Consider the following 21459-nt stretch of genomic DNA (forward strand, 5'->3'; position numbering starts at 1 on the left):
CCACCCCGGACACCAGCGGGGCCGACCGGGAGACGCCCGGCTCCCCCGCCCCCCCCCCCCCCGGGGGGGGCGGCCCCCCCCCGCGCCCCCCGCCGCCCCACCGACCGATCCGGAGGAAGGGCCATGTCGACCGACGTCGTCCCGGCACCCCAGGCCGCCAGCACCGCCCGCCCGCCCCGCGCGGGGTCCCACCGGCGCCGGGCGCGCGCCGCGACCCCCTGGCTGTTCGCGTCGCCCGCGATCGCGTTCTTCACCGCGTTCCTGATCATCCCGATCGGGTACGCGCTGTACCTGAGCTTCCGCGGCTACCGGGTCTCCGGCGGCGCGTTCGGGCGCCGCGAGGAGACGTTCGTCGGGCTGGAGAACTACGCGACCGCGCTCTCCGACCCGGAGTTCGTCGCGGGCCTCGGGCGCTCGCTGATCTACGGGGCCATCGCGGTGCCGAGCGTGCTCGGCCTCGCCCTGCTGTTCGCGCTTCTGCTCGACCACCCGCGCGTGCCGGGGCGCAGCTTCGCGCGGACGGCGATCTTCCTGCCGTATGCGGTGCCCGGGGTGATCGCCAGCCTGCTGTGGGGGTTCCTGTACCTGCCCAGCACGAGCCCGGTCAGCTACGTGGCGCGCGAGCTCGGCGGCAGCTCGGTCGACTTCTTCGGCTACCCGGCGCTGTACTTCGCGCTGGCCAACATCGCCCTGTGGTCGGGGGTCGGCTTCAACATGATCATCATCTACACGTCGCTGCGCTCGGTACCGACGGAGATCTACGAGGCGGCCCGGATCGACGGCGCCTCCGAGCGGCAGATCGCGCTGCGCATCAAGATCCCGCTCGTGACGCCCGCGCTGGTGCTCACCGGCCTGTTCTCCGTGATCGGGACGCTCCAGCTGTACAGCGAGCCCGCCACCCTGCGCCCGATGTCGAACACCATCTCCTCGACGTGGGTGCCGCTCATGAAGATCTACCAAGAGGCGTTCATGAACGACAACCTCGGGGGCGCGGCCGCGGCGTCGGTCGTGCTGGCCCTGGGCATCCTGGCCCTGTCCCTGCTGCTGCTCCGGTTCTTCCAGCGCCGGACGTTCGGGGGTGCCGCGTGACCGCCGTCGACACCCGGACCCCGGCCGTCGTCCGCACCGGCGACCGCAGCCCGCGCCGCGCACCTCGGCGGCACCGCCGTCCCCGCCTCGCGACCGCCGTGCTCATGCTCGGCGCGGTCTACACCCTGCTGCCCGTGGCGTGGGTGCTGATCGCGACGTCCAAGAGCCCGCGCGAGCTGTTCACCACCTTCTCCTTCGCGCCCGGCACCGGCCTGCTCGACAACCTCGCGAACCTCAGCGCCTACGGCGGCGGGCAGTTCTGGCTCTGGGGCCTGAACTCCGCCCTGTACGCCGGCGTGGGGGCGATCGTGTCGACGCTGGTGTCCGCGATGGCCGGCTACGCGCTCGCCAAGTTCCGGTTCCGGGGCCGCGAGCTGCTGTTCTCCGGCATCCTCGCCGGCGTCCTGGTGCCCGGCATCGTGCTGGCCGTCCCGCAGTACCTGCTGATGGCCCAGCTCGGCCTGGCCGGCACCCGGTGGTCGGTGCTGCTGCCGGTGATCATCAACCCGTTCGGGATCTTCCTGTGCCGGGTGTTCGCCGCGGCGGCCGTCCCGGACGACACCATCGAGGCCGCCCGGCTCGACGGCGCGGGGGAGCTGCGCGTGTTCGGCGCGATCGCGCTGCCGATGATGACCCAGGGGCTGGTGACCGTCTTCCTGCTCCAGTTCGTCGGGATCTGGAACAACTTCCTGCTGCCGTTCATCATGCTGTCCGACCAGGACAAGTACCCGATCACGCTCGGCCTCTACACGTTCCTGTCCAAGGGGGCGGGCGACACCGACCTGTACCCGCTGATCATCGCGGGCTCCGCGGTGTCGGTGATCCCGCTGATCGCGCTCGTGCTCCTCCTGCAGCGGTTCTGGCGGGCGGACCTGCTGGCCGGCGGGCTCAAGGGGTGAGGCCGGGGCTCGGCGCGCTGACCGATCGGCACGGCCTGCTCTACGGCGGCGACTACAACCCCGAGCAGTGGCCCGAGGCGGTGTGGGCGGAGGACGTCGCGCTGATGCGCGAGGCCGGGGTGAGCCTGGTGACGGTCGGCGTGTTCTCGTGGGGCACGCTCGAGCCGGAGCCGGGCCGGTTCGAGCTGGCCTGGCTCGACCGGGTGCTCGACCTGCTGGCCGGGGGCGGGATCGCCGTCGACCTGGCGACCCCCACCGCCTCGGCCCCGCCGTGGCTGGCGCACGACCACCCGGAGACCTCGTCGGTCGACGCGTCCGGCGTGCGGATGAGCCCGGGCTCCCGGAACCACTTCTGCCCGACCTCCCCGGTGTTCCGGGAGCACGCGCTCCGCGTCGTCCGGGTGCTGGCGGACCGGTACGCCGGACACCCGGCGCTCGCGATGTGGCACGTCGGCAACGAGCTCGGGCAGCGGTGCTGCTGCGACCTGTGCGCGGCGGCCTTCCGGGACTGGCTGCGTGCGCGGTACGGCACGCTCGACGAGCTCAACCGCGCCTGGGGGACCGCGTTCTGGAGCCAGCACTACGCGCGCTGGGCCGAGATCGTGCCGCCACGGGCCGTGCCGTACCTGCACAACCCGGCGCAGGACCTGGACTTCCGCCGGTTCACCTCGGACCAGCTGCGGGACCTGTACCGCGTCCAGGCGGAGGTCCTCCGGGCGGCCACGCCCGACGTCCCGGTGACGACGAACTTCATGGGCTTCTTCCGCGGCGTCGACTACCGGTCCTGGCGCGACGACGTCGACGTGGTCGCGGACGACTGGTACGGCGACCCGGCCGACCCGCGCAGCCCGGCGCGCGCCGCGCTCACCCACGACCTCATGCGCTCGCTCGGCGGCGGGCGGCCGTGGGTGCTCATGGAGCAGGCGACCGGCGCGGTGAACTGGCGGCCGCACAACCTGCCGAAGCCGGCAGGCGCGCTGCTGGTCGACTCGCTGCGGGCCGTCGCGCACGGAGCCGACGCGGTCTGCTACTTCCAGTGGCGCGCGTCCGCCGCGGGCGCGGAGCGGTTCCACTCCGCGATGCTGCCGCACGCCGGCCCGGACACCGACCTGCACCGCGCCGTCCGCGCGCAGGGTGACGTGCTCCGTCGGCTGCGTCGGGTCGTGGGCACCCGGGTCGACGCGCGGGCCGCGCTGGTCTTCGACTGGTCGTCCTGGTGGGCGGGGGAGGGGCCGGGCCTGCCCAGCGACCGTCTTCGCCCGGTCGAGCAGCTGCTCGCCTGGTACGAGCCGCTGTGGCGCGCGGGGATCGCCGTGGACGTCGTGCACCCCGGCGACGACCTCGACGGCTACGACCTGGTCGCGGTGCCGGGCCTGTACCTGGTCTCGGACGCCGACGCGGCGAACGTGGCCCGGGTGCCGGAGCGGGGCGGTGCGCTCGTCGTCGGCCCGTTCAGCGCGGTCGCCGACGAGGAGGGCCGGGTCCGCGGCGGGCGGTTCCCCGCGCCGTGGGCGGCGACGCTCGGGGCGTCGGGGGAGGAGCACCGGCCGCTGCCCGACGGGGGCGTCCGGGTCGACTCCGGCCTGATGGGCGCGTTCACCGCGGCCGACTGGTCGGAGAAGCTGCGCGTGGAGGGCGACGACGTCGAGGTGCTCGCGACCTACCGGGGTGCCGGGCTGGAGGGCCGTCCGGCGGTGACCCGCCGCGTGCACCCGGGCGGCGGCAGCGCGTCGTACGTCTCGACCGTGCTGCCCGCCGACGCGCTGGCGCGGCTGCTGCTCGACGCGGCGGCCGGTCTCGACCCGGTCCCGTGCCCCGACGGGGTCGAGCTGGCCCGGCGCGGCGACGTGCTGTTCGCGCTCAACCACGGGCCCGGCACACGCACGGTGCCGCTGGCCGCCCCGGCCGTCGACCTGGTGACGGGCCGGGAGGTGGCCGGCGCGCTCGTGCTCGGGGCGTGGTCGGCGGCGGCGTTGGTCGCGCCGTAGCCCCGGAACGCGCCAATACCTCCCACGCGGTCGGGAAGACGGGTAGCCTCGCACTACCTAGTAAGCGGTAGGTAGTGCCTCGCACCGGCGCGCGCCCCTGCCGCGACCCGGGGCCGCCGTGGTCCCCGTGGACGACGAAGTGGAGTGTGCGATGCGCATCGCGAGCTGGACCAGCACGACCGAGCACGAGCGCTGGACGGACCTCGGGGGCGTCGAGCCCGCTGCGGTCGACCGGATCCCCGACGTGTTCGTGCAGCTGGACGACGAGCGGCAGGAGATCGAGGGCTTCGGCGCGACGTTCAACGAGCTCGGCTGGACCTCGCTGGCCCACCTGACCGACGACCAGCGGGCCGAGATCTTCCGCGAGATGTACGCACCCGGGGTGGGCGGCAACTTCACGATCGGGCGGATGCCCATCGGGGCGAACGACTTCGCCCGCGACTACTACTCCTACGACGACGTGCCGGGCGACTTCGACCTCGAGCACTTCAGCATCGCGAACGACCACGAGACGCTCGTCCCCTACATCCGCGCCGCGCAGGAGCACCAGGGCGCGCTGAAGCTGTGGGCCTCGCCGTGGGTGCCGCCGCAGTGGCTCAAGACCAACGGGCACTACGCGTCGGTGCAGCCGTGGATCAACGGCGTCGAGAACGGCCTGCGCCCCGACCAGGTCCAGGCCGAGGGCACCGACTCGTTCACCCAGGACGAGCGGCACCTCGCGACCTACGCGGCCTACTTCGGCAAGTTCGTCGACGCGTACCGCGAGCTCGGCATCGAGATCGGCATGGTCATGCCGCAGAACGAGTTCAACTCGGCCCAGCCCTACCCGAGCTGCACCTGGACCCCGGCCGGCCTCGCGGCGTTCCTCCGGCACCTCGGTCCCGAGATGCGCGAGCGCGGCGTCGAGGTGTTCCTCGGCACCCTCGAGCGGCCGAACGAGGCCCTGGTCGACGAGGTGCTGGCGGACCCGGAGGCCGCCGCGGCGGTCACCGGGATCGGCGTCCAGTGGCACGGCAAGTCGATCGTGCCGTTCCTCAAGAAGGACCACCCCGAGCTGCGGCTCTACCAGACCGAGCAGGAGTGCGGCGACGGCAAGAACGACTGGCGCTACGCCCGCTACTCGTGGCGCCTGATGCGGGACTTCCTCAACAACGGCGCGAACGCCTACCAGTACTGGAACCTGTCGCTGGAGCGCGGCGGCGTCAGCCGCTGGGGCTGGTCGCAGAACTCGCTCGTCGTCGTCGACCCCGAGGCCCGCTCGTTCGAGTACAGCCACGAGTACTACGTGCTCAAGCACGTCAGCCACTTCGTGCAGCCGGGCGCCCGCCTGGTGCCGACGCTGAGCTACGCCGGCTACGAGAACCAGGTCGCGTTCCGCAACCCCGACGGCTCGCTCGTCGTCGTCATGCAGAACGACACCTCCGAGGAGATGCCGGTCTCGGTGCTCGTCGGCGACCAGGTCGCCTCGCCGGTGCTGCCGGCCGACTCGCTCAACACGTTCGTGCTGGAGGTCTGAGGGCGCCGGAGCCGGTTCGGCGCGCCACCGGGGACGACCCCTGCCACGATGCCCGGATGAGGCGGTGGCGCATCCCGGTGGGCGCGGCCCTGGTGGTCGCGCTGCTGGCGGGGTGCGGCCCCGGCAGCGCGGCCCGCGCGGCCCGGGACGTCGCGGTCGCGTTCTCCGCCGCGGTGGCCGCCGGCGACGGGGACGCCGCCTGCGCGCTGCTCGCCGAGTCGGTGGCGCAGAGCGTCGCCGAGGACGAGGAGGCCCCGTGCGCCCAGGCCCTGTCCGAGGGGCCGGTCGCCGACGACCTCGCGGAGCGCGCCGCGGACGCCCGGCCCGGAGAGGTGCGGGTGGCCGGCCGCCAGGCGCAGGTGCGGCTCGGCAGCGACACCGTGTTCCTCGCGCGGTCGGGCACCGGGTGGGTGGTGACCGCCGCGGGCTGCGACCCGCGCCCGGACCGCCCCTACGACTGCGAGGTGGCGGCATGAGGTCCCAGCGGGTGCTGTTCGCGGTGGTGCTCGGCGGCACGTACCTCGTGCTGCTGCTGTGCGTCGTGCTCGCGGCGGTGCGGCGGTGAGGGCGCCCCGGTGGGTCCGGGAGAACGGGCTGAGCCTGTTCTTCCTCGGGATCTTCCTCGCGGCGGTGGCCGGGCAGGCGGTCAGCGGCGTGGCCCTGTTCAACCGCGAGCAGGTGGCCGCCGGGCTCGAGCCCGTGACGCTCGCCGAGTACGTCACGTCGTCGGCGTTCGCCGTCGACCTCAGCGAGAACTGGCAGTCCGAGTTCCTGCAGTTCCTGCTCTACATCGCCGCGACCGTCTGGTTCGTGCAGCGCGGGTCGCCCGAGTCCAAGCCGCTCGACAAGGCGGGGCGGGAGACCGACGAGGAGCAGGCGGTCGGGGAGCACGCCGGCCCGCAGTCCCCGCCGTGGGCACGCGTCCGGGGCCGGCGGCTGTCCGTCTACTCGCACTCGCTGACCCTGGTGATGGGCTCGATCTTCCTGCTGTCCTGGTTCGTGCAGTCGCTGACCGGCGCGGTGGCGTACTCCGAGGAGCAGATGCGCGACCTCCAGGACCCGGTCACATGGCCGGAGTACCTGCGCGAGCCCGACTTCTGGAGCCGGACCCTGCAGAACTGGCAGTCCGAGTTCCTCGCCGTGCTGTCGATGGTCGTGCTGGCGATCTACCTGCGCGAGCGCGGCTCCCCGGAGTCCAAGCCCGTGGGCGCGCCGCACGGCGCCACCGGGATCGAGTCCTGACCCGCCGAGCACTGGCGCGGCGGCCCGGGTCCCCCGAGAGTGGTCGCATGACCGTCGTGAACCCGCCTCGCGACCTGCGCGAGTACATCGAGTTCCTCCGGGACAGCGGCTACACGGTCCGGGACGGCCACACGCCGGACCCGGACCTCATCGACCCCGAGGGCAACCCGGTCTGGACCTGGCAGGAGGGGTACCCGTACCCCGACCTGATGGACCGAGACGCCTACGAGCTGGAGAAGTACCGCCTCCAGGTCGAGCTGCTGAAGTTCCAGTACTGGCTCGAGGACAACGACAAGCGCGCGATCGTCCTGTTCGAGGGCCGCGACGCCGCCGGCAAGGGCGGCACGATCAAGCGGTTCACCGAGCACCTGAACCCCCGGACGTCCCGGGTGGTGGCTCTCTCGAAGCCGAGCGACCGCGAGCGCGGCCAGTGGTACTTCCAGCGCTACGTGCAGCACCTGCCGACGGCCGGCGAGATCGTCATGTTCGACCGGTCCTGGTACAACCGCGCCGGCGTCGAGCGGGTCATGGGGTTCTGCACCGAGGACGAGTACCAGGCGTTCATGGGGCAGGCGCCGGTCTTCGAGAAGATGCTCGTCGACTCCGGCATCCACGTGACGAAGCTGTGGTTCTCGGTGTCCCGCAAGGAGCAGCGCACCCGGTTCGCCATCCGCCAGCTCGACCCGGTCCGCCGGTGGAAGCTGTCGCCGATGGACCTCGCCTCGCTGGACCGGTGGGAGGAGTACACCGAGGCCAAGGAGGAGATGTTCCGCCGCACCGACAAGCGGCACGCGCGCTGGACGATCATCCGGTCCAACGACAAGAAGCGGGCGCGCATCAACGCGATGCGGTTCTTCCTCGGCCAGTTCGACTACGAGGGCAAGGACCCGGAGGTCGTCGGCCGGCCGGACCCGCTGCTCGTCATCCGCAGCAAGAACGAGCCGGCGGACGAGTAGCCGCCCCTTGCGTGGGGGCGGCGACGCCCGCGATCCTGGCCCGATGGCCGGCGAACGGACCTACGCGATCCTGCCCTGCCCCGACGTCGACGCGGCGGTCGCGTTCTACGAGGCGCTCGGCTTCCACCCCACGTACCGGCAGCGGCGCCCGAACCCGCACGCGGTCGTGCGGTGCGAGGACATCCAGATCCACCTCGCGGGCATCGACGGCTTCGACCCCGAGGGCTCCTACGCCAGCGTGATCGTCGTCGTGCCCGACGCGGAGGCGCTCTACCAGCAGTTCGCCGCGGGGCTGCGGGCGCACCTCGGGCGGCTGCCCGTCGCCGGCGTCCCGCGCCTGCTGCGGCCGCGGCGCAAGCAGGGCACCACCACCGGGTTCACGGTGGTGGACGTCGGCGGCAACTGGCTCCGGTTCTACCGCGAGGCCGACGTCGGGCAGCCCGGGCCCGCGGCCTCCGGGCTGGCGCGGGCCGTCGAGGTCGCGGCCCGGCAGGGCGATGCGCGCGGCGACGACGCGCAGGCGCTGGTGGCGCTCGACGCCGGGCTGACCCGGCACCCGGACGCGCCGGCCGACGACCGGGTCCGGGCGCTCGCCTACCGCGCGGAGCTGCTCGTGCGGCTGGGCCGGGTCGAGGACGCCGCCGCCACGCTCGCCGAGGCGGAGGGGCTGCCGCTCGACGCGGCCCGGGCGGAGGCGGTCGAGCCGGACCTCGCCCACGCGCGGGAGGTCGTGGCCGGCGCGGCGGGCTGACGCAGGGCCGTCAGAACCGGAACGGGATCGGGATGCCGCCGCAGCAGCACACCCCGCGCACGTCCGACTGCGCCAGCATCCCCGCGGCCTGGTAGCACGCGACGAACCGGGCCACGGTCGGCCGGACGCCCCGCAGCACGCCGCGGGCCACCACGGTGCGGCGGACGGCCTCGGAGCAGGACGTCCCGCCGTGCGCGACGCGGTGCGCGCAGGCGTAGCCCTTCCGGGGGGAGATGCGGCGCTGGTAGACCCGGATCAGGCGGTCGGCGGCGACGGCGGCGAGGCTCATCGCGTCACGGTAGGCGCGGGCTCGGCCGGGCGCGCGGCGAGCGGCGGCCCGCGGTCGGCACCCCCTGGTGGCCCCGCGCGCCCGCGGCGTAGCGTCGACGGTGCCGGAGCACCAGCCGATCGCACGAGGGGTGGAACTGCCGTGAGCATGATGATGGACATGATGAAGTCGATGCCGGCGGGCACGACGGGGATGGACATGACCGCGATGCAGCCGTGCATCGAGGCCTGCTCGGCCGCGGCCATGGCGGCGACCATGTGTGCCGACGCGGACGCCGGGGAGAACATGGCGCGATGTGCGTCCATGTGCACCAGCACGGCGGACGTCGCGACCACGACGATGCGGATGATGATGCGGCCCGCGGGCTACGACATGTCCGCGATGTCGGCGATGATGCAGGCCTGCGTCGCCGTGGGCGAGGCGTGCGCGGCGGAGTGCGAGATGCACGCGTCGATGTCCGAGCACTGCCGGATCTGCGCGCAGGCCTGCCGCGCGATGGTCGACGCCTGCCGCTCGATGATGGCGTCGATGGCCTGACCGGGGACGGTCAGACCGACGGGCGCGCCGCGTACCAGGCGCCGCCCACCGCCAGCAGCCCGGCGACCGGGTGCACCGCCGCCGGCTCGCCGGGCTGCGGCGTCGCGCGGGTCGTGAGCACGACCAGGTCGCCGTCGAGCAGGGCGACCGTCACCTGGGCGTCGCCCTGCTCGACGACGAGGCCGTCGCGCCCGGGGCGGGGGGGGGCGGAGGCGACGGCCTCCTGGATGGGGAGGACGTCGACGCGGGTGTGCTGCGGCACTTCAGGCTCCTGGGGTCCGGCGTTGCGGTGCGGGTGCGCTCGCGCGCCGGGACGGGCCGGGGCTGCGCGGAGGGCGGCTGCTGCGGGGTGACGCGGGGTCCGGCCGGGCGCGCGCTCAGGCGCGGGCGGGGGACCGCTGGGACGTCAGCGACACATTCGACAGCTGCACCGCACCGTCGGCACGGCGACGGACCCCGCGGGGAGCGGGGTCGCGTGGGCGTGCAGGACGGCGGACATGCGAACGAGTGTGGGGAGCCCCGCGTGACGTGTCAAGGGCGCCCGGTGCCGTCGGCGCGGCCCCGCTGGTGAGGCCGACGCGGGCCCCGTGCGAGCGTCCGGACCGTGGACGCGTCAGCCGGACGCGAGCGCCCGCAGGTCCGCCAGCGCGGCCCGCACGTGGTCGTCCAGACCCCGTCCTCCGTCGCTCGCGACCCACGCCTCGAAGCCCACGCGGAACGCGGCCACCGCCGCCTCGGCGGCGAGCGCGGCGGCCGGTGCGGCGACGCCGCGGTCGCGGAGCGCGCCGGCGAGCGCGGCGCCGAGCGCCGCCATCTTGAGCAGCTCGCGCTCCTGCAGGCCCGGGTTGGCGGCGACGACCCCGGCGCGGGTGCGGGCGTGCGCGAACCGGTCGGCGAGCGCGTCGCAGCCGCGCACGACTCCCGCGCCGGCGGCGTCCAGCGGCCCCGCGTCCGGCGGCGCGTCCGCGACCCCGGCGACGGCCAGGCGCTCCAGGGTGTGCGCGCCGTCGAACAGCACCTCGCGCTTGTCGGCGAAGTACCGGAAGTAGGTGCGCTCGGTGACGCCCGCGCGCTCGGCGATGTCCTGGACGGTCGTCTGCTCGTAGCCGCGCTCGGCGTACAGCTCCAGCGCGGCGCGCGCCATCCGGCCCTGCGCGTCCGGCTCCCAGCGTCCCATCCGGCCAGTCTAGTGATGACAGCGGCTGTCATCAGGCGTACGGTGATGACAGCGACTGACATCACGGTCGCCCCGGGTTCGCCCGGGTGCTCGTCCCTTGGAGGACTCCCATGCGCGTGTTCGTCACCGGTGCGTCCGGCTGGATCGGCTCGGCCGCCGTCCCCGAGCTGCTCGCCGCGGGGCACGACGTCGTCGGCCTCGCCCGGTCGGAGGCGTCCGCCGCCTCGCTCGCCGCCGCCGGCGTCGAGGTCCGCCGCGGCGACCTCGACGACCTCGGGGCGCTGCGGGCCGGCGCCGAGGACGCCGACGCCGTGCTGCACCTCGCGTTCAAGCACGACTTCAGCGACTACGCCGCGTCCGGCCGCACCGAGCGTGCCGCCGTCGAGGCGTTCGGCGACGTGCTCGCGGGCTCCGACCGGCCGCTGCTCCTGGCGTCCGGCATCGCCGGGGTGTCGCCCGGCCGGCTGCTGACCGAGGGCACGGCGTCGCCGTACTCGGCGCCCGACGCGCCCCGCGGCGCGAGCGAGACCTACGCGCTCGCGCTCGCCGACCGCGGCGTCCGGCCGGTGGCGCTGCGGTTCGCCCCGACCGTGCACGGCGACGGGGACCACGGGTTCGTCGCCGAGCTGGTCCGGGTGGCGCGCGAGCGCGGCGTCGCGGGCTACGTCGGGGACGGGGCGAACCGATGGCCCGCGGTGCACCGCTCGGACGCCGGGCGGCTCGTCGCGCTCGCGCTCGGCCGGGCCGCGGCGTCGGGCGACGTGCCGGTCGTGCACGCCGTCGGCGAGGAGGGGGTGCCGGCCCGCGACATCGCCGAGGCGATCGGCCGAGCCGTCGGCGTGCCGGCGGCGTCGGTCGCCCCCGAGGACGCCGCCGCGCACTTCGGCTGGATCGGCGGGTTCTTCGCGCTCGACCTCCCGGCCTCCAGCGCCCTGACCCGCGAGCGCCTGGGGTGGGAGCCGACCGGGCCGACCCTGCTCGAGGACCTGGCCGCGGGGGCGTACAGCGGCGCCCGCTGACCGCGGCGGGGGTCTAGGCACGCGCCGCGCGGGTGGGGTCTCATGGGGGTCCAGCACCCGCGCGGCGCGCGTCGCCCGCCCGACGGAAGGACCCGCGATGGCGACCCTCGTGTCGACCCTGTTCATCTCGCTCGACGGCGTGGCCGAGATCGACCCGGCGTGGCACTTCCCGTACTTCGACGACCACATGGGCGCCGCGGTCACCGAGGACTACGCCGGCGCGGACGTGCTGCTCCTGGGCCGGGTCACCTACGACAGCTTCGCGGGCGCGTGGCCGGATCGGGAGGCCGCGGGCGACGTCGACGCGGCGTACGCGAAGCAGCTCGGCGACACCCGCAAGCTCGTCGCGACGCGCGGCACCGCCGACCTCGGCTGGCGGAACGCGGAGCGCGTCGAGGGCGACCTGGTCGAGGCCGTCACCGCGCTCAAGGCCGAGCCGGGCGTCGGCAAGGTCGTGGTGCCCGGGTCGCTGTCCGTCGTGCGGCAGCTGCTCGCCGCCGGCCTGCTCGACGAGCTGCGGCTGCTCGTGCACCCGGTCGCCGCGCGGAGCGGCGAGCGGCTGTTCGACGAGGGGTCGCCCATCTACCCGCTGCGGCTGCTCCGGTCGGACATCTTCCCGACCGGCGTCGTCCGGCTGGTCTACGCCCCGGCCGAGCTGCCGAACGCGCACGGGTACGACGACGTCAAGGGCGAGGTCCCGCTCGCCGACGAGGCCTGAGGTCGCGTCAGCCCGCCAGGCCCGCCGTCGCGGCCTCGACCGCCGCCCGGGCCTCCTGCGCAGCGGTCGAGCCCGCGATGACCGAGTCGATGTCGTCGGGGACGACCTCGGTCGCCCGCGCGGTCGCGGCGGCGTCGAGAGCGCCCTGGAGAGCGGCGCGGGCGTCGGCGTCCCCGCCGCCCGCGGCGAGGGCCTGCCGGCCCGCGGCGACGGCACCGTCCAGCGCGGCGACCGCGGCCTGCCGGGCCTGCTCCTCCTGCTGCACGTCGTACGCGTACGAGTCCTCGAACACGGCGCCGGTGGCGTCCTGGATCGCCGCCAGGTGCCCGAGCGCCGCGTCCCGCGTCTCCTCGACGGCGGCGGCCTGCTCGGCGAGGGAGCCCTCGGTCGGAGCCGTGGTGTCCAGGGCCTCGGCCTCGGCGAGCACGTCGGCGAGCGCGGTCCCCAGCGAGGGGTCGAGCAGCCGGCCCTCGGTGGACGCGAGCCCCTCGTGCGAGCTGTCGATCGTCTGCTGCAGCTCGGTGGCGACGGGGGCCAGGTCGGCCAGAGCGTCGTCGAGCGCGGACCGGTCCTGCGCCTGGGAGCGCTGCGCGGAGGCGAACCAGACGCCTCCCGCGACCAGCAGCAGGACCACGACGACGGCCACGACGGCCAGCCGGGTGCGACGCGCGCGGTCGCCCGGCGCGGCGGTCGTGGCGGTGTCCGGCGGCGTGCTCGCGGCCATGGTCGTGCCCCCTGATCGGTCCGAGCGGTCGGTCCCCGCAGCCTACCGGCGCGGTCGGACGCGCCCGGCCGGTGCCCGGCTGCCGGGACGCCGCGTCCACGCGGACGCCGCGGAGCGGCGCGGGCCGTCACCCGGGGCCGAGGGCGGTGCCCGGGGAGGGTGCGGGCGGGTCGCCCTTGAGCTCGACGAGGAGCACGCGGGTCGGCGTCGTGCCGGTGTTCTCGCCCGTGTGCTCCTGGGCGGGCAGCCACACCACGGCCCCCTCGGGCAGGACGACGTCGCGGTCGCCCTGCGAGCCCGTCAGGCGCCGGCTGAACGCGGACCGCGTGATCATCACGCTGTCCGGGTGGACGTGCGGCGTGGTCCGGTCGCCCGGGACGTCCTCGTACGCCAGGACCCGCACGCGCGCGTTCTCGAGCACGACGCGGTAGTGGTCGGCGTTCGTCACGACGGGGTCGAGGTCCACCCGCGTCATCGTCCTCGCGGACCTCGCACGGCCGAGGCCCGTCGTGGCCCGGTTCTGGCTGTGCGCCCGCTGTGCCTGGCAGGATGGTCGCCGTGACCTGCCGAGACGCCGCCCACCGGGCCCCCGCGCGCCGGGTGGTCCCGTGCTGAGCGGCGCCGTGGACGTGACGCTGGAGCTCGTGCTCCGGGCGACGGCCGCGCTGCTCGGGCACGTGCTGCACGGCCGGGACGCGGTGCAGGAGCTCGCGGCGGCGTGGACCTGGTCCGCCGCGGTGTGGCCGGTGGTCGGGCTGGCCGCGGTCGCGCTGCTCGTCGGGCTGTGGACCGTCTTCTGGGACGACTGAGCCCCCGGGCCGCGGGCGTCGGAGGTCGCCCCTAGCCTGGGCGCATGCCCGAGGGTCACACCGTCCACCGCATCGCCCGCCAGTTCGCCCGGGACTTCGTCGGCCACCGCGTGGCGGTGTCCTCGCCGCAGGGCCGGTTCGCGCAGGGCGCCGCGCTGCTCGACGGGCGCGAGCTGCTGACGTCCGCGGCCGTCGGCAAGCAGCTGTTCCTCGGCTTCGAGGGCGGCCACGTGCTGCGGGTGCACCTCGGCCTGTACGGCGCGTGGGACTTCCTCGGGGTCGTGTCCCCGCTGACCGAGGGCGGCGGGTCGGTCGCGAGCCTCGGCGCCCCGCGCGTGCGGCGGTCGGTGCGGATGGGCGAGGGGGAGCGCGAGGGCGACGAGGGCGCGGAGACCGAGGACTTCCCGCCGGAGCCCGTCGGCCAGGTGCGGGTGCGGCTCGCCACCGAGCAGACGGTGGCGGACCTGCGCGGCCCGACGGCCTGCGAGGTGCTCGACCCCGCCGCCACGGCCGCCGCGCTCGCCAAGCTCGGGCCGGACCCGGCGGTCGAGGACGACGTCCGCGCCCGGATGGCGGACCCGCACGCCGTCGCCGCGGCCACCGGCGCGGCCGCCCACCGCGAGCCGGGGGAGTCGGACCCGGCGGTCGCCGACGCGGTGGCTCCCGGCCCCGGCACGGCCGCCGACGTCATGGTGCAGCGGCTCACCGCCCGGGGGACCCCCGTGGGTCAGCTGCTCATGGACCAGGCCGTCGTCGCGGGCATCGGCAACATCTACCGGGCGGAGCTGCTCTACCGCGCCCGGCTCGACCCGCACACGCCCGGCAAGCGGGTTCCCGCGGAGACGGCGCGCGCCCTCTGGGACGACTGGTCGGCGCTGCTGGCCGACGGGATCGCCACGGGCGTCATGCTCACCCGGGAGGACCTGGACGAGGCCGGCCGCGCCGAGGCGCTGCGGGACCAGGCGCAGCGGCACTGGGTGTACGGCCGCGCCGGCGAGCCCTGCCGGACGTGCGGCACGCCGGTGGTCGTCGAGGAGATGGCCGGGCGGAAGCTGTACTGGTGCCCGACCTGCCAGCGCTGACCCGCGACGGCCGCGTCGCCCCTCAGTGCGGCGCGCGGACCATCGGGACGTGCGGGATGCCGTCCTCGTCGTAGTCCTCGCCGGCGCGCTCGAAGCCGTACCGGCCGTACCAGGCCTCCAGGTGCGCCTGCGCGTGCAGGTGGATGGTCGCCCCGGGCCCGCACAGCGCGATGCCGTGCTCGAGCAGCGCGCCCGCCACGCCCCGCCCGCGCGCGGCCCCGGCGGTCGCGACCCGGCCGATCGCCGGGTGGTCGCTGCCCGCGCGCAGGACCCGGATGGTGCCGAGCAGCTCGCCGTCCTCGTGCGCCCAGACCTGCAGCGAGTCGTCCAGCAGGTCCTGGCCGTCGAGCTCGGGGTACGGGCAGGTCTGCTCGACCACGAACACGTCGACGCGCAGCCGCAGCAGGGCGTAGAGCTCGGCGGCGGTGATCTCGGCGGGGGTGCGGGTCTCGATCGTCAGCGGCACGCCGGTCAGCGTAGGTGGTCGCCGGGGGTGCGGCTGCGCCATGCTCGGATCACGGCGGCCGCGGCCGCCCGCGCACGCACCCGCGCCGAGGAGGAGCCCGCGATGAGCAGCACCGAGACGCCCACGAGCCGCCCGAACCCCGTCGTCACGTTCCTGCAGCGCCGCTGGCTGAGCATCCTGCTGGTCGTGCTCGCGGTGGTGTTCGTGGCGCAGAACCGGCAGCCGGTGCGGGTGCACCTGCTCGCGACGACCGTGACGACGCCGCTGTGGGTGGCGCTCGCGGCGATGCTGCTCGTCGGCCTCGCGGCGGGGACGTTCCGGATCCGGCGCGCGGGCCGCGCGGAGGGCCGCCGCGGCCGCTGAGGTCGGCACGCCCGGGGCGTCACCCCAGCTCGAAGTCCGCCACCAGCTTCGGGTCCGGCTGCTGCTCGCCGACCGGCACCGGCGCGGGCAGCACGTTCCCGCGCGTCGCCAGCGGGCACGCCCACGCCGGGTCGTACGCGCACGAGGGGTTGTACGCGAAGTTCAGGTCGAGGATCAGCCCGCCGTCGGTGGCCCGGCCGAGGTCGGCGTGCTTGATGGTGTCGAGGAGGTACCGCCCGCCGCCGTAGGTCCCCTTGCCGGCGGTCGCGTCCTTGACCGGGATGAAGATGCCGCCGCCGTAGGTGCGCAGCGCCCACACGGACAGCGAGCCCAGGCCCTCGAGCTCGACCCGCCCGACGCGGTCGAACGGCACGACGCCGTCGGTCCCGGTGGTGACCTCGAGCCGCTGCGCCGACGTCGCGCGCACCCGCACCTCGAACCGGTAGGCGGGGTCGTAGGGCGCGACGGACAGCCCCTCGAACACGGCCTTCGCGGCGTGGTGCAGCGGGGAGGCGGCGTGGGTCGCGAACAGCTCGTCGCGGCGCGCGACCCACTCGGCGTGCGCGGCGGCGGGGTCGTCCTCGGCCATCCGCCGGACGTCCGCGTACATCTGCGCGGTGCGCCGCCGCCAGTCCGCCACCGCGAGTGCGTCGAGGGCCAGGCCGAGCTGCGTCACCATGCCCTCACCGTCTCACGCGCGGGGCCCCCGGGCCGGGCGAGCGCGCCGGTCGTGCCGCTGCAGCGCGCGCACCTCGCGGACCGCCGTCGCCGCGCACACGAGGCCGACGAGCCAGGCCCACGGGCGGCCGCGCAGCGCCAGCACCAGGCACACGAGGGTCAGCGCCCCCGCGCCCAGCACGACGGCGAGGCTCGACCACCGGATGCCGCGCAGCACGCCCCGACCGTACCGCCGCGGGGCCCGGTGCGGCCCCGGTGCGACCCACCCCGCGCGCCGTGAAAGGCTGCCCGCATGGACCTGAGGATCTTCACCGAACCGCAGCAGGGCGCGACCTACGACGACCTCCTCGCCGTCGCGCGCGCCACCGAGGACCTGGGCTTCGACGCCTTCTTCCGCTCCGACCACTACCTGTCGATGGGCTCCGGCGACGGGCTCCCGGGCCCGACCGACGCCTGGACGACGCTCGCCGGCCTGGCCCGCGAGACCAGCCGCATCCGGCTCGGCACCCTGGTGTCGTCGGCCACGTTCCGGCACCCCGGCGTGCTCGCCATCCAGGTCGCGCAGGTCGACCAGATGTCGGGCGGCCGCGTGGAGCTGGGTCTGGGCACCGGCTGGTACGCCGAGGAGCACGAGGCCTACGGCATCCCGTTCCCCGACAAGCGGTTCGGCCTGTTCACCGAGCAGCTCGAGGTCGTCACCGGCCTGTGGGGCACGCCCGCGGGCGACCGGTTCGACTACGCCGGCGAGCACTACACCCTGAAGCGCAGCCCGGCGCTGCCGAAGCCCGTGCAGACGTCGCCGCTCGACGGGACGACGCCCGGCGTGCCGCTGATCGTCGGCGGCCTCGGCCCGAAGAAGACCCCGGCGCTGGCCGCGCGCTTCGCCTCCGAGTTCAACCTGACCTTCCCGCCGCTGGACGTCGTGGGCGAGAAGCTGGAGACGGTCCGGGAGGCCTGCCGCGCGATCGGCCGCGACCCGCAGACGCTGACGATGTCGGCCGCGCTCGTCCTCGCGGGCGGCAAGGACGACGCCGAGGTGGACCGCCGGGCCGCCGCCATCGGGCGGGACCCGAAGGAGGTCCGCGCGGTGGGCATCGCCGGCACGCCGACCGCGATGGTCGACCGCCTCGGCACGCTCGCCGAGCAGGGCATCACCCGGGTCTACCTGCAGGTGCTCGACCTGCACGACCTCGACCACCTGGAGCTCGTCGCCTCCGAGGTCATGCCGCAGGTGCGCTGACGCGCGCGTCCTCGCCCGGGCCGGTGGCCCGCGACCCCGCGCGACCCGCGCGGACCAGGTCGCGGGCCACCGCCACGACCAGGACGACCAGCAGCAGGTTCCGCAGCACCAGGACCAGCGACGGGCCGGTCTGCTGCAGGGTGATCCCGTCGTAGGCGATCGGGAACACCACCTGGGTCAGCCCCGCGATCACGAGCACCAGCACCGCCGGGACCCGCCAGGACCGCAGGCCGCCGGTGCCGGGCCGGGCCAGCCCGACGACGACCGGCCCCGCCAGCCAGCCGACGAACTGCGGCGAGCCGACCTTGTTCGCGAGGATCAGCGTCACGGCGACGAGCAGCGCCCCGCGCGCCAGGAACGCCGCCGTGTCCAGGCGGTCGCCGGCGCGCAGCCGCACCCACGCGAGCAGCCCGGTCACCGCGGCCAGGGCGACGGGGAGGGCGACGCCCAGCGCGCCCGCCACGGCCGCGGTCCCCGTGCCCGCGATCTCCCAGGTGGTGATCTCCTGGTTGAGCACGACCCGCGCCCCGCCGCCGGCGATCCCCGCGAGAACGAACGGCGTCGCCGCGACCGACTCGAGCTGGAGGCCGCGCTCGCCCTGCTCGGTGAGGAAGCTGGTGAGGTGCCCGAGCCCGCCGCCCGCGGCGACGGCACCCGCGACCGCCACGCAGACCGCCGCGGCCGGCAGCACCAGGTCCCGCCACGGGCGGCGCAGCACGAGCACCAGCGGCAGCAGCAGCGCGCCCGGTGCGACCTTGACCCACGCGCCGAACGTGAGCAGCGCGGACGCCACGGCGGGGTGCCGCAGCGCCACCGCCAGGGCGATCACGACCACGGGCGCCACCACGGCGTCCAGCCGGCCGACCGCGACCGGGCCCAGCAGCAGCACGAACGCCAGCCACCACCAGGCGCCCACCGCGGGGTCGCGCGCGGGCGGCACCACGTCGCCCCTTACTGCGCCGTCCCGCGCCGGACGCCCCGCGCAGCGCAGCAGCACGACCACGGCGACCGCGTCGAGCAGCGTGATGAGCGCCGACCAGGCCACCGCGTACGGCTGGGTGCCCACGGCGTCGACCAGCGCCGGCAGCAGCATGGGGAGGACGGCGCCAGCGGGGTAGACCCAGTCGCCGTCGAGGACCGGCCACACGCCCTGGTGCAGGCCCTGCCACATCCACCAGCGGTACAGGTCGAGGTCCCAGAACGCCCGCGCGGGGATCAGCACGGTCCCGACGTAGGCGATCCAGCCGTGCACCGCGACGAACGCGGTCCACAGCGCGGCGCGCGAGCGCAGCAGCCGGTCGATGGCGCACCTCCACGGCGGACGGTCACGGGCCGGGCCACACCCTACGCGGGCGGCCCGTGCGGTCCGTGGGCGCGGCCGGACGGGTGACGCGTCACCCGCTAGCCTGCCCTGCGGCGCGCGGACCGACCGGGGCGCCGGCGTAGGAGGAGGACCGCGGTGAGCGCGATCGGCTGGCGGGTGCACGGCGACGGCAGGAGGGTCGAGCCGGGAGCGGTCGTCGCCCCCGACGAGCGGCTGTCCTGGCCCCGGACCATCGGCATCGGCATGCAGCACGTCGTGGCGATGTTCGGCGCGACGTTCCTGGTGCCGCTGCTCACCGGCTTCTCCCCTGCGACGACGCTGCTGTTCTCCGCGATCGGCACCGTGGTGTTCCTGCTGGTGACCGGCAACCGGCTGCCGTCCTACCTGGGATCCAGCTTCGCGTTCATCGGCCCGATCGTCGCCGCCACCGCCTCCGGCGGGCAGTCCGCGGCCGTCGGCGGCATCCTCGCGACCGGCCTGCTGCTCGCGGCGATCGGCCTGGTCGTGCACCTCGCGGGCTCGCGGTGGATCGACGTCGTCATGCCGCCCGTGGTGACGGGCACCGTCGTCGCCCTGATCGGCTTCAACCTCGCGCCGACGGCGTGGGGCACCTGCGACGAGACCGGGGCGTGCAGCGGCTTCCGCGCCGCCCCCGTGACCGCGATCGTGACTCTCGGGGCGATCGTGCTGTCCGCGGTGCTGTTCCGCGGCATCCTCGGGCGGCTGTCGATCCTGGTCGGCGTCGTGGTCGGGTACGTCGTCGCCACCCTGCGCGGCGAGGTCGACTTCACCGCGGTCGGCGAGGCGTCCTGGTTCGGGCTGCCGCACTTCGTGGCCCCGACGTTCGAGCCGCGGCTGCTCGGCCTGTTCCTGCCGGTGGTGTTCGTGCTGATCGCGGAGAACGTCGGGCACGTGAAGTCCGTCGCCGCCATGACCGGCAAGGACCTGGACCCGCTGACCGGCCGCGCGCTGCTCGCGGACGGCCTCGCCACCACCTTCGCCGGCCTCGGCGGCGGCTCCGGCACGACCACCTACGCGGAGAACATCGGCGTCATGGCGGCGACCAAGGTCTACTCGACCGCCGCCTACTGGGTGGCCGCGGCGACCGCGCTGGTGCTGAGCATGTCGCCCAAGTTCGGCGAGCTCATCAACACGATCCCGGCCGGCGTCCTCGGCGGCGCCACGACGGTGCTCTACGGGATGATCGGTGTGCTCGGCGCGCGGATCTGGGTGCAGAACAAGGTCGACTTCTCCGACCCGGTGAACCTGACGACGGCCGCGGTCGCGCTGGTGGTCGGCATCGCCAACTACACCTGGACCGCGGGCGACCTGACGTTCGAGGGCATCGCGCTGGGCACCGCCGCGGCGATCGGGGTCTACCACGTCATGCGGGGCGTGGCCCGGTGGCGCGGCACGAGCCAGGAGCCGGCGTCGCCGGCGTCGGTCCCGGGCGGGGTCGAGCTGGAGCGCTGAGCGGGCGGCGGCCGGGGGCGGCTCAGCCCTCGGCCGCGGGCTGCTCCTCGGCCGCCGGCTCCTCGGCGGGGGGCGGGGTGGCCTGCGCGACCGGGGTGACCTGGTCGAGGGCGATGCAGCCCTCCGGCACGGCGAACGGCTGGTCCGCGACCAGCACGACGTCGGCGGCCGCCACCAGCGCGTTGTACGTCGAGCCGACGACGACGTCGACGGACGCGTCCTCGCGGGTGTCCAGCACCAGCTGCGGGGTGTCGAACTGCGCGGCGACCGTGTACGCGGCGGCGACGCCCTGGGTGCCGAACTGGATCAGCGCGTTGCCGCTGTACGTCGTGTAGCCCATCTGGCTCGCGTTGAGCTGCTGCCCGATGACGAACCCGCGCGACGACAGGGCCGACGCGGTGTCGCCCGCGAGCCCGACCCGGGTGGTGCCGTTGAGCACGTTGACGGTGACCTGGCCGTACGGAACGGGCGTCGCGCCCTCCGGCGGGCACGGCGAGTTCACGGCCGCGAGGCCGGTCGGCTCGGGCGACGAGAAGTCCCGGGACAGGAACGGCAGCGAGACGTTGCCGGTGTACACGGCGGCGGCGCCGAACGCGGCGACGGCCAGGCCGCCGAGCAGCACGCCGAACACGACGGCCTGGCGCTCCCGGGTGTGCCGGCGGCGGCGCTGGCGCGCGGCGTCCGGCGTGCGGTCAGCGCTCATCGGACTCGATCACGAGGACGCGCGCGTGCAGCACGGGCCGCTGCTGCAGGGCGGCGCGCACCGCGCGGTGCAGGCCGTCCTCCAGGTACAGCACGCCGCGCCACTGCACGACGTGCGCGAACAGGTCGCCGTAGAACGTCGAGTCCTCGGACAGCAGGTTGTCCAGGTTCAGGGTCCGCTTGGTGGTGACCAGCTCGTCCAGACGCACCTGGCGCGGCGGCACGTCGGCCCACTGCTTGGGCGTGACCAGGCCGTGGTCGGGGTAGGGCCTGCCCTCGCCCACGGACTTGAAGATCACGGACGCGAGTGTAGGTGAGACGGGCCCGCTCCGGGGGCACCGGCTCGCGGGTGGGTGGTCGGGGGGCGGCACCCGGGTGAACTTCGGCCCCGAGGTCGCCTGCCCGCGCCCGGCGGCC

At 75.2% G+C, this 21459-nt stretch carries 27 protein-coding genes; 16 read left to right on the plus strand and 11 right to left on the minus strand.

The features are described 5' to 3' along the window. The first annotated feature begins 123 nt into the window (after window positions 1-123). The 8 genes from J5O08_RS14325 (at window position 124) to J5O08_RS14360 (ending at window position 8441) form a co-directional block, all read left to right on the plus strand. Window positions 124-1089, plus strand: a complete 966-nt coding sequence (locus tag J5O08_RS14325; protein ID WP_218707564.1) for a carbohydrate ABC transporter permease — start codon at window positions 124-126, stop codon at window positions 1087-1089. Next, window positions 1086-1988, plus strand: coding sequence for a carbohydrate ABC transporter permease (locus tag J5O08_RS14330; RefSeq protein WP_308281631.1), 903 nt, complete (start codon window positions 1086-1088; stop codon window positions 1986-1988). The genes J5O08_RS14325 and J5O08_RS14330 overlap by 4 nt, the downstream gene beginning before the upstream one ends. Continuing rightward, the gene (locus tag J5O08_RS14335; RefSeq protein ID WP_308281632.1) at window positions 1985-3976 is read left to right on the plus strand and encodes a beta-galactosidase; all 1992 of its coding nucleotides are present in this window, start codon (window positions 1985-1987) and stop codon (window positions 3974-3976) included. The genes J5O08_RS14330 and J5O08_RS14335 overlap by 4 nt, the downstream gene beginning before the upstream one ends. 151 nt (window positions 3977-4127) lie before the next feature. Then, window positions 4128-5492, plus strand: coding sequence for a glycoside hydrolase family 30 beta sandwich domain-containing protein (locus tag J5O08_RS14340; protein ID WP_255589918.1), 1365 nt, complete (start codon window positions 4128-4130; stop codon window positions 5490-5492). 56 nt (window positions 5493-5548) lie between these two features. Beyond that, window positions 5549-5968 (plus strand): hypothetical protein, encoded by a 420-nt coding sequence (locus J5O08_RS14345; protein ID WP_218707565.1) that lies wholly within the window; start codon window positions 5549-5551, stop codon window positions 5966-5968. Between the two features lie 85 nt (window positions 5969-6053). Next, window positions 6054-6734, plus strand: a complete 681-nt coding sequence (locus tag J5O08_RS14350; RefSeq protein WP_217615514.1) for a DUF6766 family protein — start codon at window positions 6054-6056, stop codon at window positions 6732-6734. A 47-nt stretch (window positions 6735-6781) separates the two neighbouring features. After that, window positions 6782-7690 (plus strand): polyphosphate kinase 2, encoded by a 909-nt coding sequence (gene ppk2 / locus J5O08_RS14355; protein ID WP_217615515.1) that lies wholly within the window; start codon window positions 6782-6784, stop codon window positions 7688-7690. A gap of 43 nt (window positions 7691-7733) precedes the next feature. Then, on the plus strand, window positions 7734-8441 hold the full coding sequence (locus J5O08_RS14360; RefSeq protein ID WP_218707566.1) for a VOC family protein: 708 nt from the start codon (window positions 7734-7736) through the stop codon (window positions 8439-8441). A 10-nt stretch (window positions 8442-8451) separates the two neighbouring features. Here the strand turns inward: J5O08_RS14360 and yidD are convergent, their stop codons facing one another. After that, entirely contained in the window at window positions 8452-8730 is a 279-nt protein-coding gene (gene yidD / locus J5O08_RS14365) for a membrane protein insertion efficiency factor YidD (protein WP_147794851.1), read from the minus strand. 141 nt (window positions 8731-8871) lie between these two features. Between yidD and J5O08_RS14370 the strand changes: the two genes are divergently transcribed. Then, a complete protein-coding gene (locus J5O08_RS14370) occupies window positions 8872-9267 on the plus strand; it encodes an aldehyde dehydrogenase (protein ID WP_374225981.1) in 396 nt (131 codons plus the stop codon). Window positions 9268-9277: 10 nt separating this feature from the next. Here the strand turns inward: J5O08_RS14370 and J5O08_RS14375 are convergent, their stop codons facing one another. Together J5O08_RS14375 and J5O08_RS14380 are read right to left on the minus strand one after the other, a co-directional pair. Then, window positions 9278-9529, minus strand: coding sequence for a nuclease (locus tag J5O08_RS14375; protein ID WP_218707567.1), 252 nt, complete (start codon window positions 9527-9529; stop codon window positions 9278-9280). A gap of 351 nt (window positions 9530-9880) precedes the next feature. Beyond that, complete coding sequence (locus J5O08_RS14380) at window positions 9881-10444, minus strand: TetR/AcrR family transcriptional regulator (RefSeq protein WP_218707568.1); 564 nt, start codon at window positions 10442-10444, stop codon at window positions 9881-9883. Window positions 10445-10554: 110 nt separating this feature from the next. On the opposite strand from J5O08_RS14380, the gene J5O08_RS14385 reads away from it, so the two are divergent. Next, the gene (locus J5O08_RS14385) at window positions 10555-11463 is read left to right on the plus strand and encodes an SDR family oxidoreductase (RefSeq protein WP_218707569.1); all 909 of its coding nucleotides are present in this window, start codon (window positions 10555-10557) and stop codon (window positions 11461-11463) included. 97 nt (window positions 11464-11560) lie between these two features. Next, window positions 11561-12181 carry a dihydrofolate reductase family protein gene (locus tag J5O08_RS14390; RefSeq protein ID WP_218707570.1) on the plus strand — a complete coding sequence of 207 codons (621 nt, stop codon included), beginning with the start codon at window positions 11561-11563 and terminating at the stop codon, window positions 12179-12181. A gap of 7 nt (window positions 12182-12188) precedes the next feature. On the opposite strand, the gene J5O08_RS14395 is transcribed toward J5O08_RS14390, so the two are convergent. Both J5O08_RS14395 and J5O08_RS14400 read right to left on the minus strand, forming a co-directional pair. Then, the gene (locus J5O08_RS14395; RefSeq protein WP_218707571.1) at window positions 12189-12905 is read right to left on the minus strand and encodes a hypothetical protein; all 717 of its coding nucleotides are present in this window, start codon (window positions 12903-12905) and stop codon (window positions 12189-12191) included. 127 nt (window positions 12906-13032) lie between these two features. After that, window positions 13033-13371: a cupin domain-containing protein gene (locus J5O08_RS14400; RefSeq protein WP_218707572.1), complete on the minus strand. Its 339-nt coding sequence runs from the start codon at window positions 13369-13371 to the stop codon at window positions 13033-13035. 142 nt (window positions 13372-13513) lie between these two features. On the opposite strand from J5O08_RS14400, the gene J5O08_RS14405 reads away from it, so the two are divergent. Both J5O08_RS14405 and J5O08_RS14410 read left to right on the plus strand, forming a co-directional pair. Then, window positions 13514-13714, plus strand: a complete 201-nt coding sequence (locus J5O08_RS14405) for a hypothetical protein (RefSeq protein ID WP_147794842.1) — start codon at window positions 13514-13516, stop codon at window positions 13712-13714. A gap of 44 nt (window positions 13715-13758) precedes the next feature. Further along, window positions 13759-14796 (plus strand): Fpg/Nei family DNA glycosylase, encoded by a 1038-nt coding sequence (locus J5O08_RS14410; RefSeq protein WP_218707573.1) that lies wholly within the window; start codon window positions 13759-13761, stop codon window positions 14794-14796. A 22-nt stretch (window positions 14797-14818) separates the two neighbouring features. Here J5O08_RS14410 and J5O08_RS14415 read toward each other — a convergent pair whose 3' ends face one another. Further along, window positions 14819-15262 (minus strand): GNAT family N-acetyltransferase, encoded by a 444-nt coding sequence (locus J5O08_RS14415; RefSeq protein ID WP_308281633.1) that lies wholly within the window; start codon window positions 15260-15262, stop codon window positions 14819-14821. Window positions 15263-15364: 102 nt separating this feature from the next. On the opposite strand from J5O08_RS14415, the gene J5O08_RS14420 reads away from it, so the two are divergent. Further along, on the plus strand, window positions 15365-15625 hold the full coding sequence (locus J5O08_RS14420) for a LapA family protein (RefSeq protein WP_147794839.1): 261 nt from the start codon (window positions 15365-15367) through the stop codon (window positions 15623-15625). A 19-nt stretch (window positions 15626-15644) separates the two neighbouring features. Here J5O08_RS14420 and J5O08_RS14425 read toward each other — a convergent pair whose 3' ends face one another. Both J5O08_RS14425 and J5O08_RS14430 read right to left on the minus strand, forming a co-directional pair. After that, window positions 15645-16304, minus strand: a complete 660-nt coding sequence (locus tag J5O08_RS14425; RefSeq protein WP_218707575.1) for a DUF1684 domain-containing protein — start codon at window positions 16302-16304, stop codon at window positions 15645-15647. 12 nt (window positions 16305-16316) lie between these two features. Continuing rightward, the gene (locus tag J5O08_RS14430) at window positions 16317-16520 is read right to left on the minus strand and encodes a hypothetical protein (protein WP_308161005.1); all 204 of its coding nucleotides are present in this window, start codon (window positions 16518-16520) and stop codon (window positions 16317-16319) included. Window positions 16521-16595: 75 nt separating this feature from the next. Here J5O08_RS14430 and J5O08_RS14435 point away from each other — a divergent pair, with 75 nt between their 5' ends. Then, the gene (locus J5O08_RS14435; RefSeq protein WP_218707577.1) at window positions 16596-17543 is read left to right on the plus strand and encodes an LLM class F420-dependent oxidoreductase; all 948 of its coding nucleotides are present in this window, start codon (window positions 16596-16598) and stop codon (window positions 17541-17543) included. Here the strand turns inward: J5O08_RS14435 and J5O08_RS14440 are convergent. After that, entirely contained in the window at window positions 17524-18795 is a 1272-nt protein-coding gene (locus tag J5O08_RS14440) for a glycosyltransferase 87 family protein (RefSeq protein WP_308281634.1), read from the minus strand. The genes J5O08_RS14435 and J5O08_RS14440 overlap by 20 nt on opposite strands. A 207-nt stretch (window positions 18796-19002) precedes the next feature. On the opposite strand from J5O08_RS14440, the gene J5O08_RS14445 reads away from it, so the two are divergent. Next, window positions 19003-20340, plus strand: a complete 1338-nt coding sequence (locus J5O08_RS14445) for a uracil-xanthine permease family protein (RefSeq protein WP_218707579.1) — start codon at window positions 19003-19005, stop codon at window positions 20338-20340. A 22-nt stretch (window positions 20341-20362) separates the two neighbouring features. Here the strand turns inward: J5O08_RS14445 and J5O08_RS14450 are convergent, their stop codons facing one another. Then, a complete protein-coding gene (locus tag J5O08_RS14450) occupies window positions 20363-21043 on the minus strand; it encodes a LytR C-terminal domain-containing protein (protein WP_218707581.1) in 681 nt (226 codons plus the stop codon). Next, a complete protein-coding gene (locus tag J5O08_RS14455; RefSeq protein WP_147794834.1) occupies window positions 21033-21341 on the minus strand; it encodes a type II toxin-antitoxin system VapB family antitoxin in 309 nt (102 codons plus the stop codon). Before J5O08_RS14455 ends, J5O08_RS14450 begins: the two co-directional genes overlap by 11 nt. Between the last annotated feature and the right edge of the window lie 118 nt (window positions 21342-21459).

Source organism: Cellulomonas sp. PS-H5 (assembly GCF_019265565.1).
In the GTDB taxonomy this organism is placed as follows: Bacteria; Actinomycetota; Actinomycetes; order Actinomycetales; family Cellulomonadaceae; genus Cellulomonas.

Bases quoted from the DNA above. Each gene is read 5' to 3' on its own strand.
- J5O08_RS14410 (WP_218707573.1), top strand. From the start codon at position 13,759: ATGCCCGAGGGTCACACCGTCCACCGCATCGCCCGCCAGTTCGCCCGG.
- J5O08_RS14425 (WP_218707575.1), bottom strand. From the start codon at position 16,304: ATGGTGACGCAGCTCGGCCTGGCCCTCGACGCACTCGCGGTGGCGGAC.
- J5O08_RS14420 (WP_147794839.1), top strand. From the start codon at position 15,365: ATGAGCAGCACCGAGACGCCCACGAGCCGCCCGAACCCCGTCGTCACG.
- J5O08_RS14435 (WP_218707577.1), top strand. From the start codon at position 16,596: ATGGACCTGAGGATCTTCACCGAACCGCAGCAGGGCGCGACCTACGAC.
- J5O08_RS14390 (WP_218707570.1), top strand. From the start codon at position 11,561: ATGGCGACCCTCGTGTCGACCCTGTTCATCTCGCTCGACGGCGTGGCC.
- J5O08_RS14340 (WP_255589918.1), top strand. From the start codon at position 4,128: ATGCGCATCGCGAGCTGGACCAGCACGACCGAGCACGAGCGCTGGACG.
- J5O08_RS14395 (WP_218707571.1), bottom strand. From the start codon at position 12,905: ATGGCCGCGAGCACGCCGCCGGACACCGCCACGACCGCCGCGCCGGGC.
- ppk2 (WP_217615515.1), top strand. From the start codon at position 6,782: ATGACCGTCGTGAACCCGCCTCGCGACCTGCGCGAGTACATCGAGTTC.
- J5O08_RS14345 (WP_218707565.1), top strand. From the start codon at position 5,549: ATGAGGCGGTGGCGCATCCCGGTGGGCGCGGCCCTGGTGGTCGCGCTG.
- yidD (WP_147794851.1), bottom strand. From the start codon at position 8,730: ATGAGCCTCGCCGCCGTCGCCGCCGACCGCCTGATCCGGGTCTACCAG.
- J5O08_RS14360 (WP_218707566.1), top strand. From the start codon at position 7,734: ATGGCCGGCGAACGGACCTACGCGATCCTGCCCTGCCCCGACGTCGAC.
- J5O08_RS14385 (WP_218707569.1), top strand. From the start codon at position 10,555: ATGCGCGTGTTCGTCACCGGTGCGTCCGGCTGGATCGGCTCGGCCGCC.
- J5O08_RS14380 (WP_218707568.1), bottom strand. From the start codon at position 10,444: ATGGGACGCTGGGAGCCGGACGCGCAGGGCCGGATGGCGCGCGCCGCG.
- J5O08_RS14450 (WP_218707581.1), bottom strand. From the start codon at position 21,043: ATGAGCGCTGACCGCACGCCGGACGCCGCGCGCCAGCGCCGCCGCCGG.
- J5O08_RS14325 (WP_218707564.1), top strand. From the start codon at position 124: ATGTCGACCGACGTCGTCCCGGCACCCCAGGCCGCCAGCACCGCCCGC.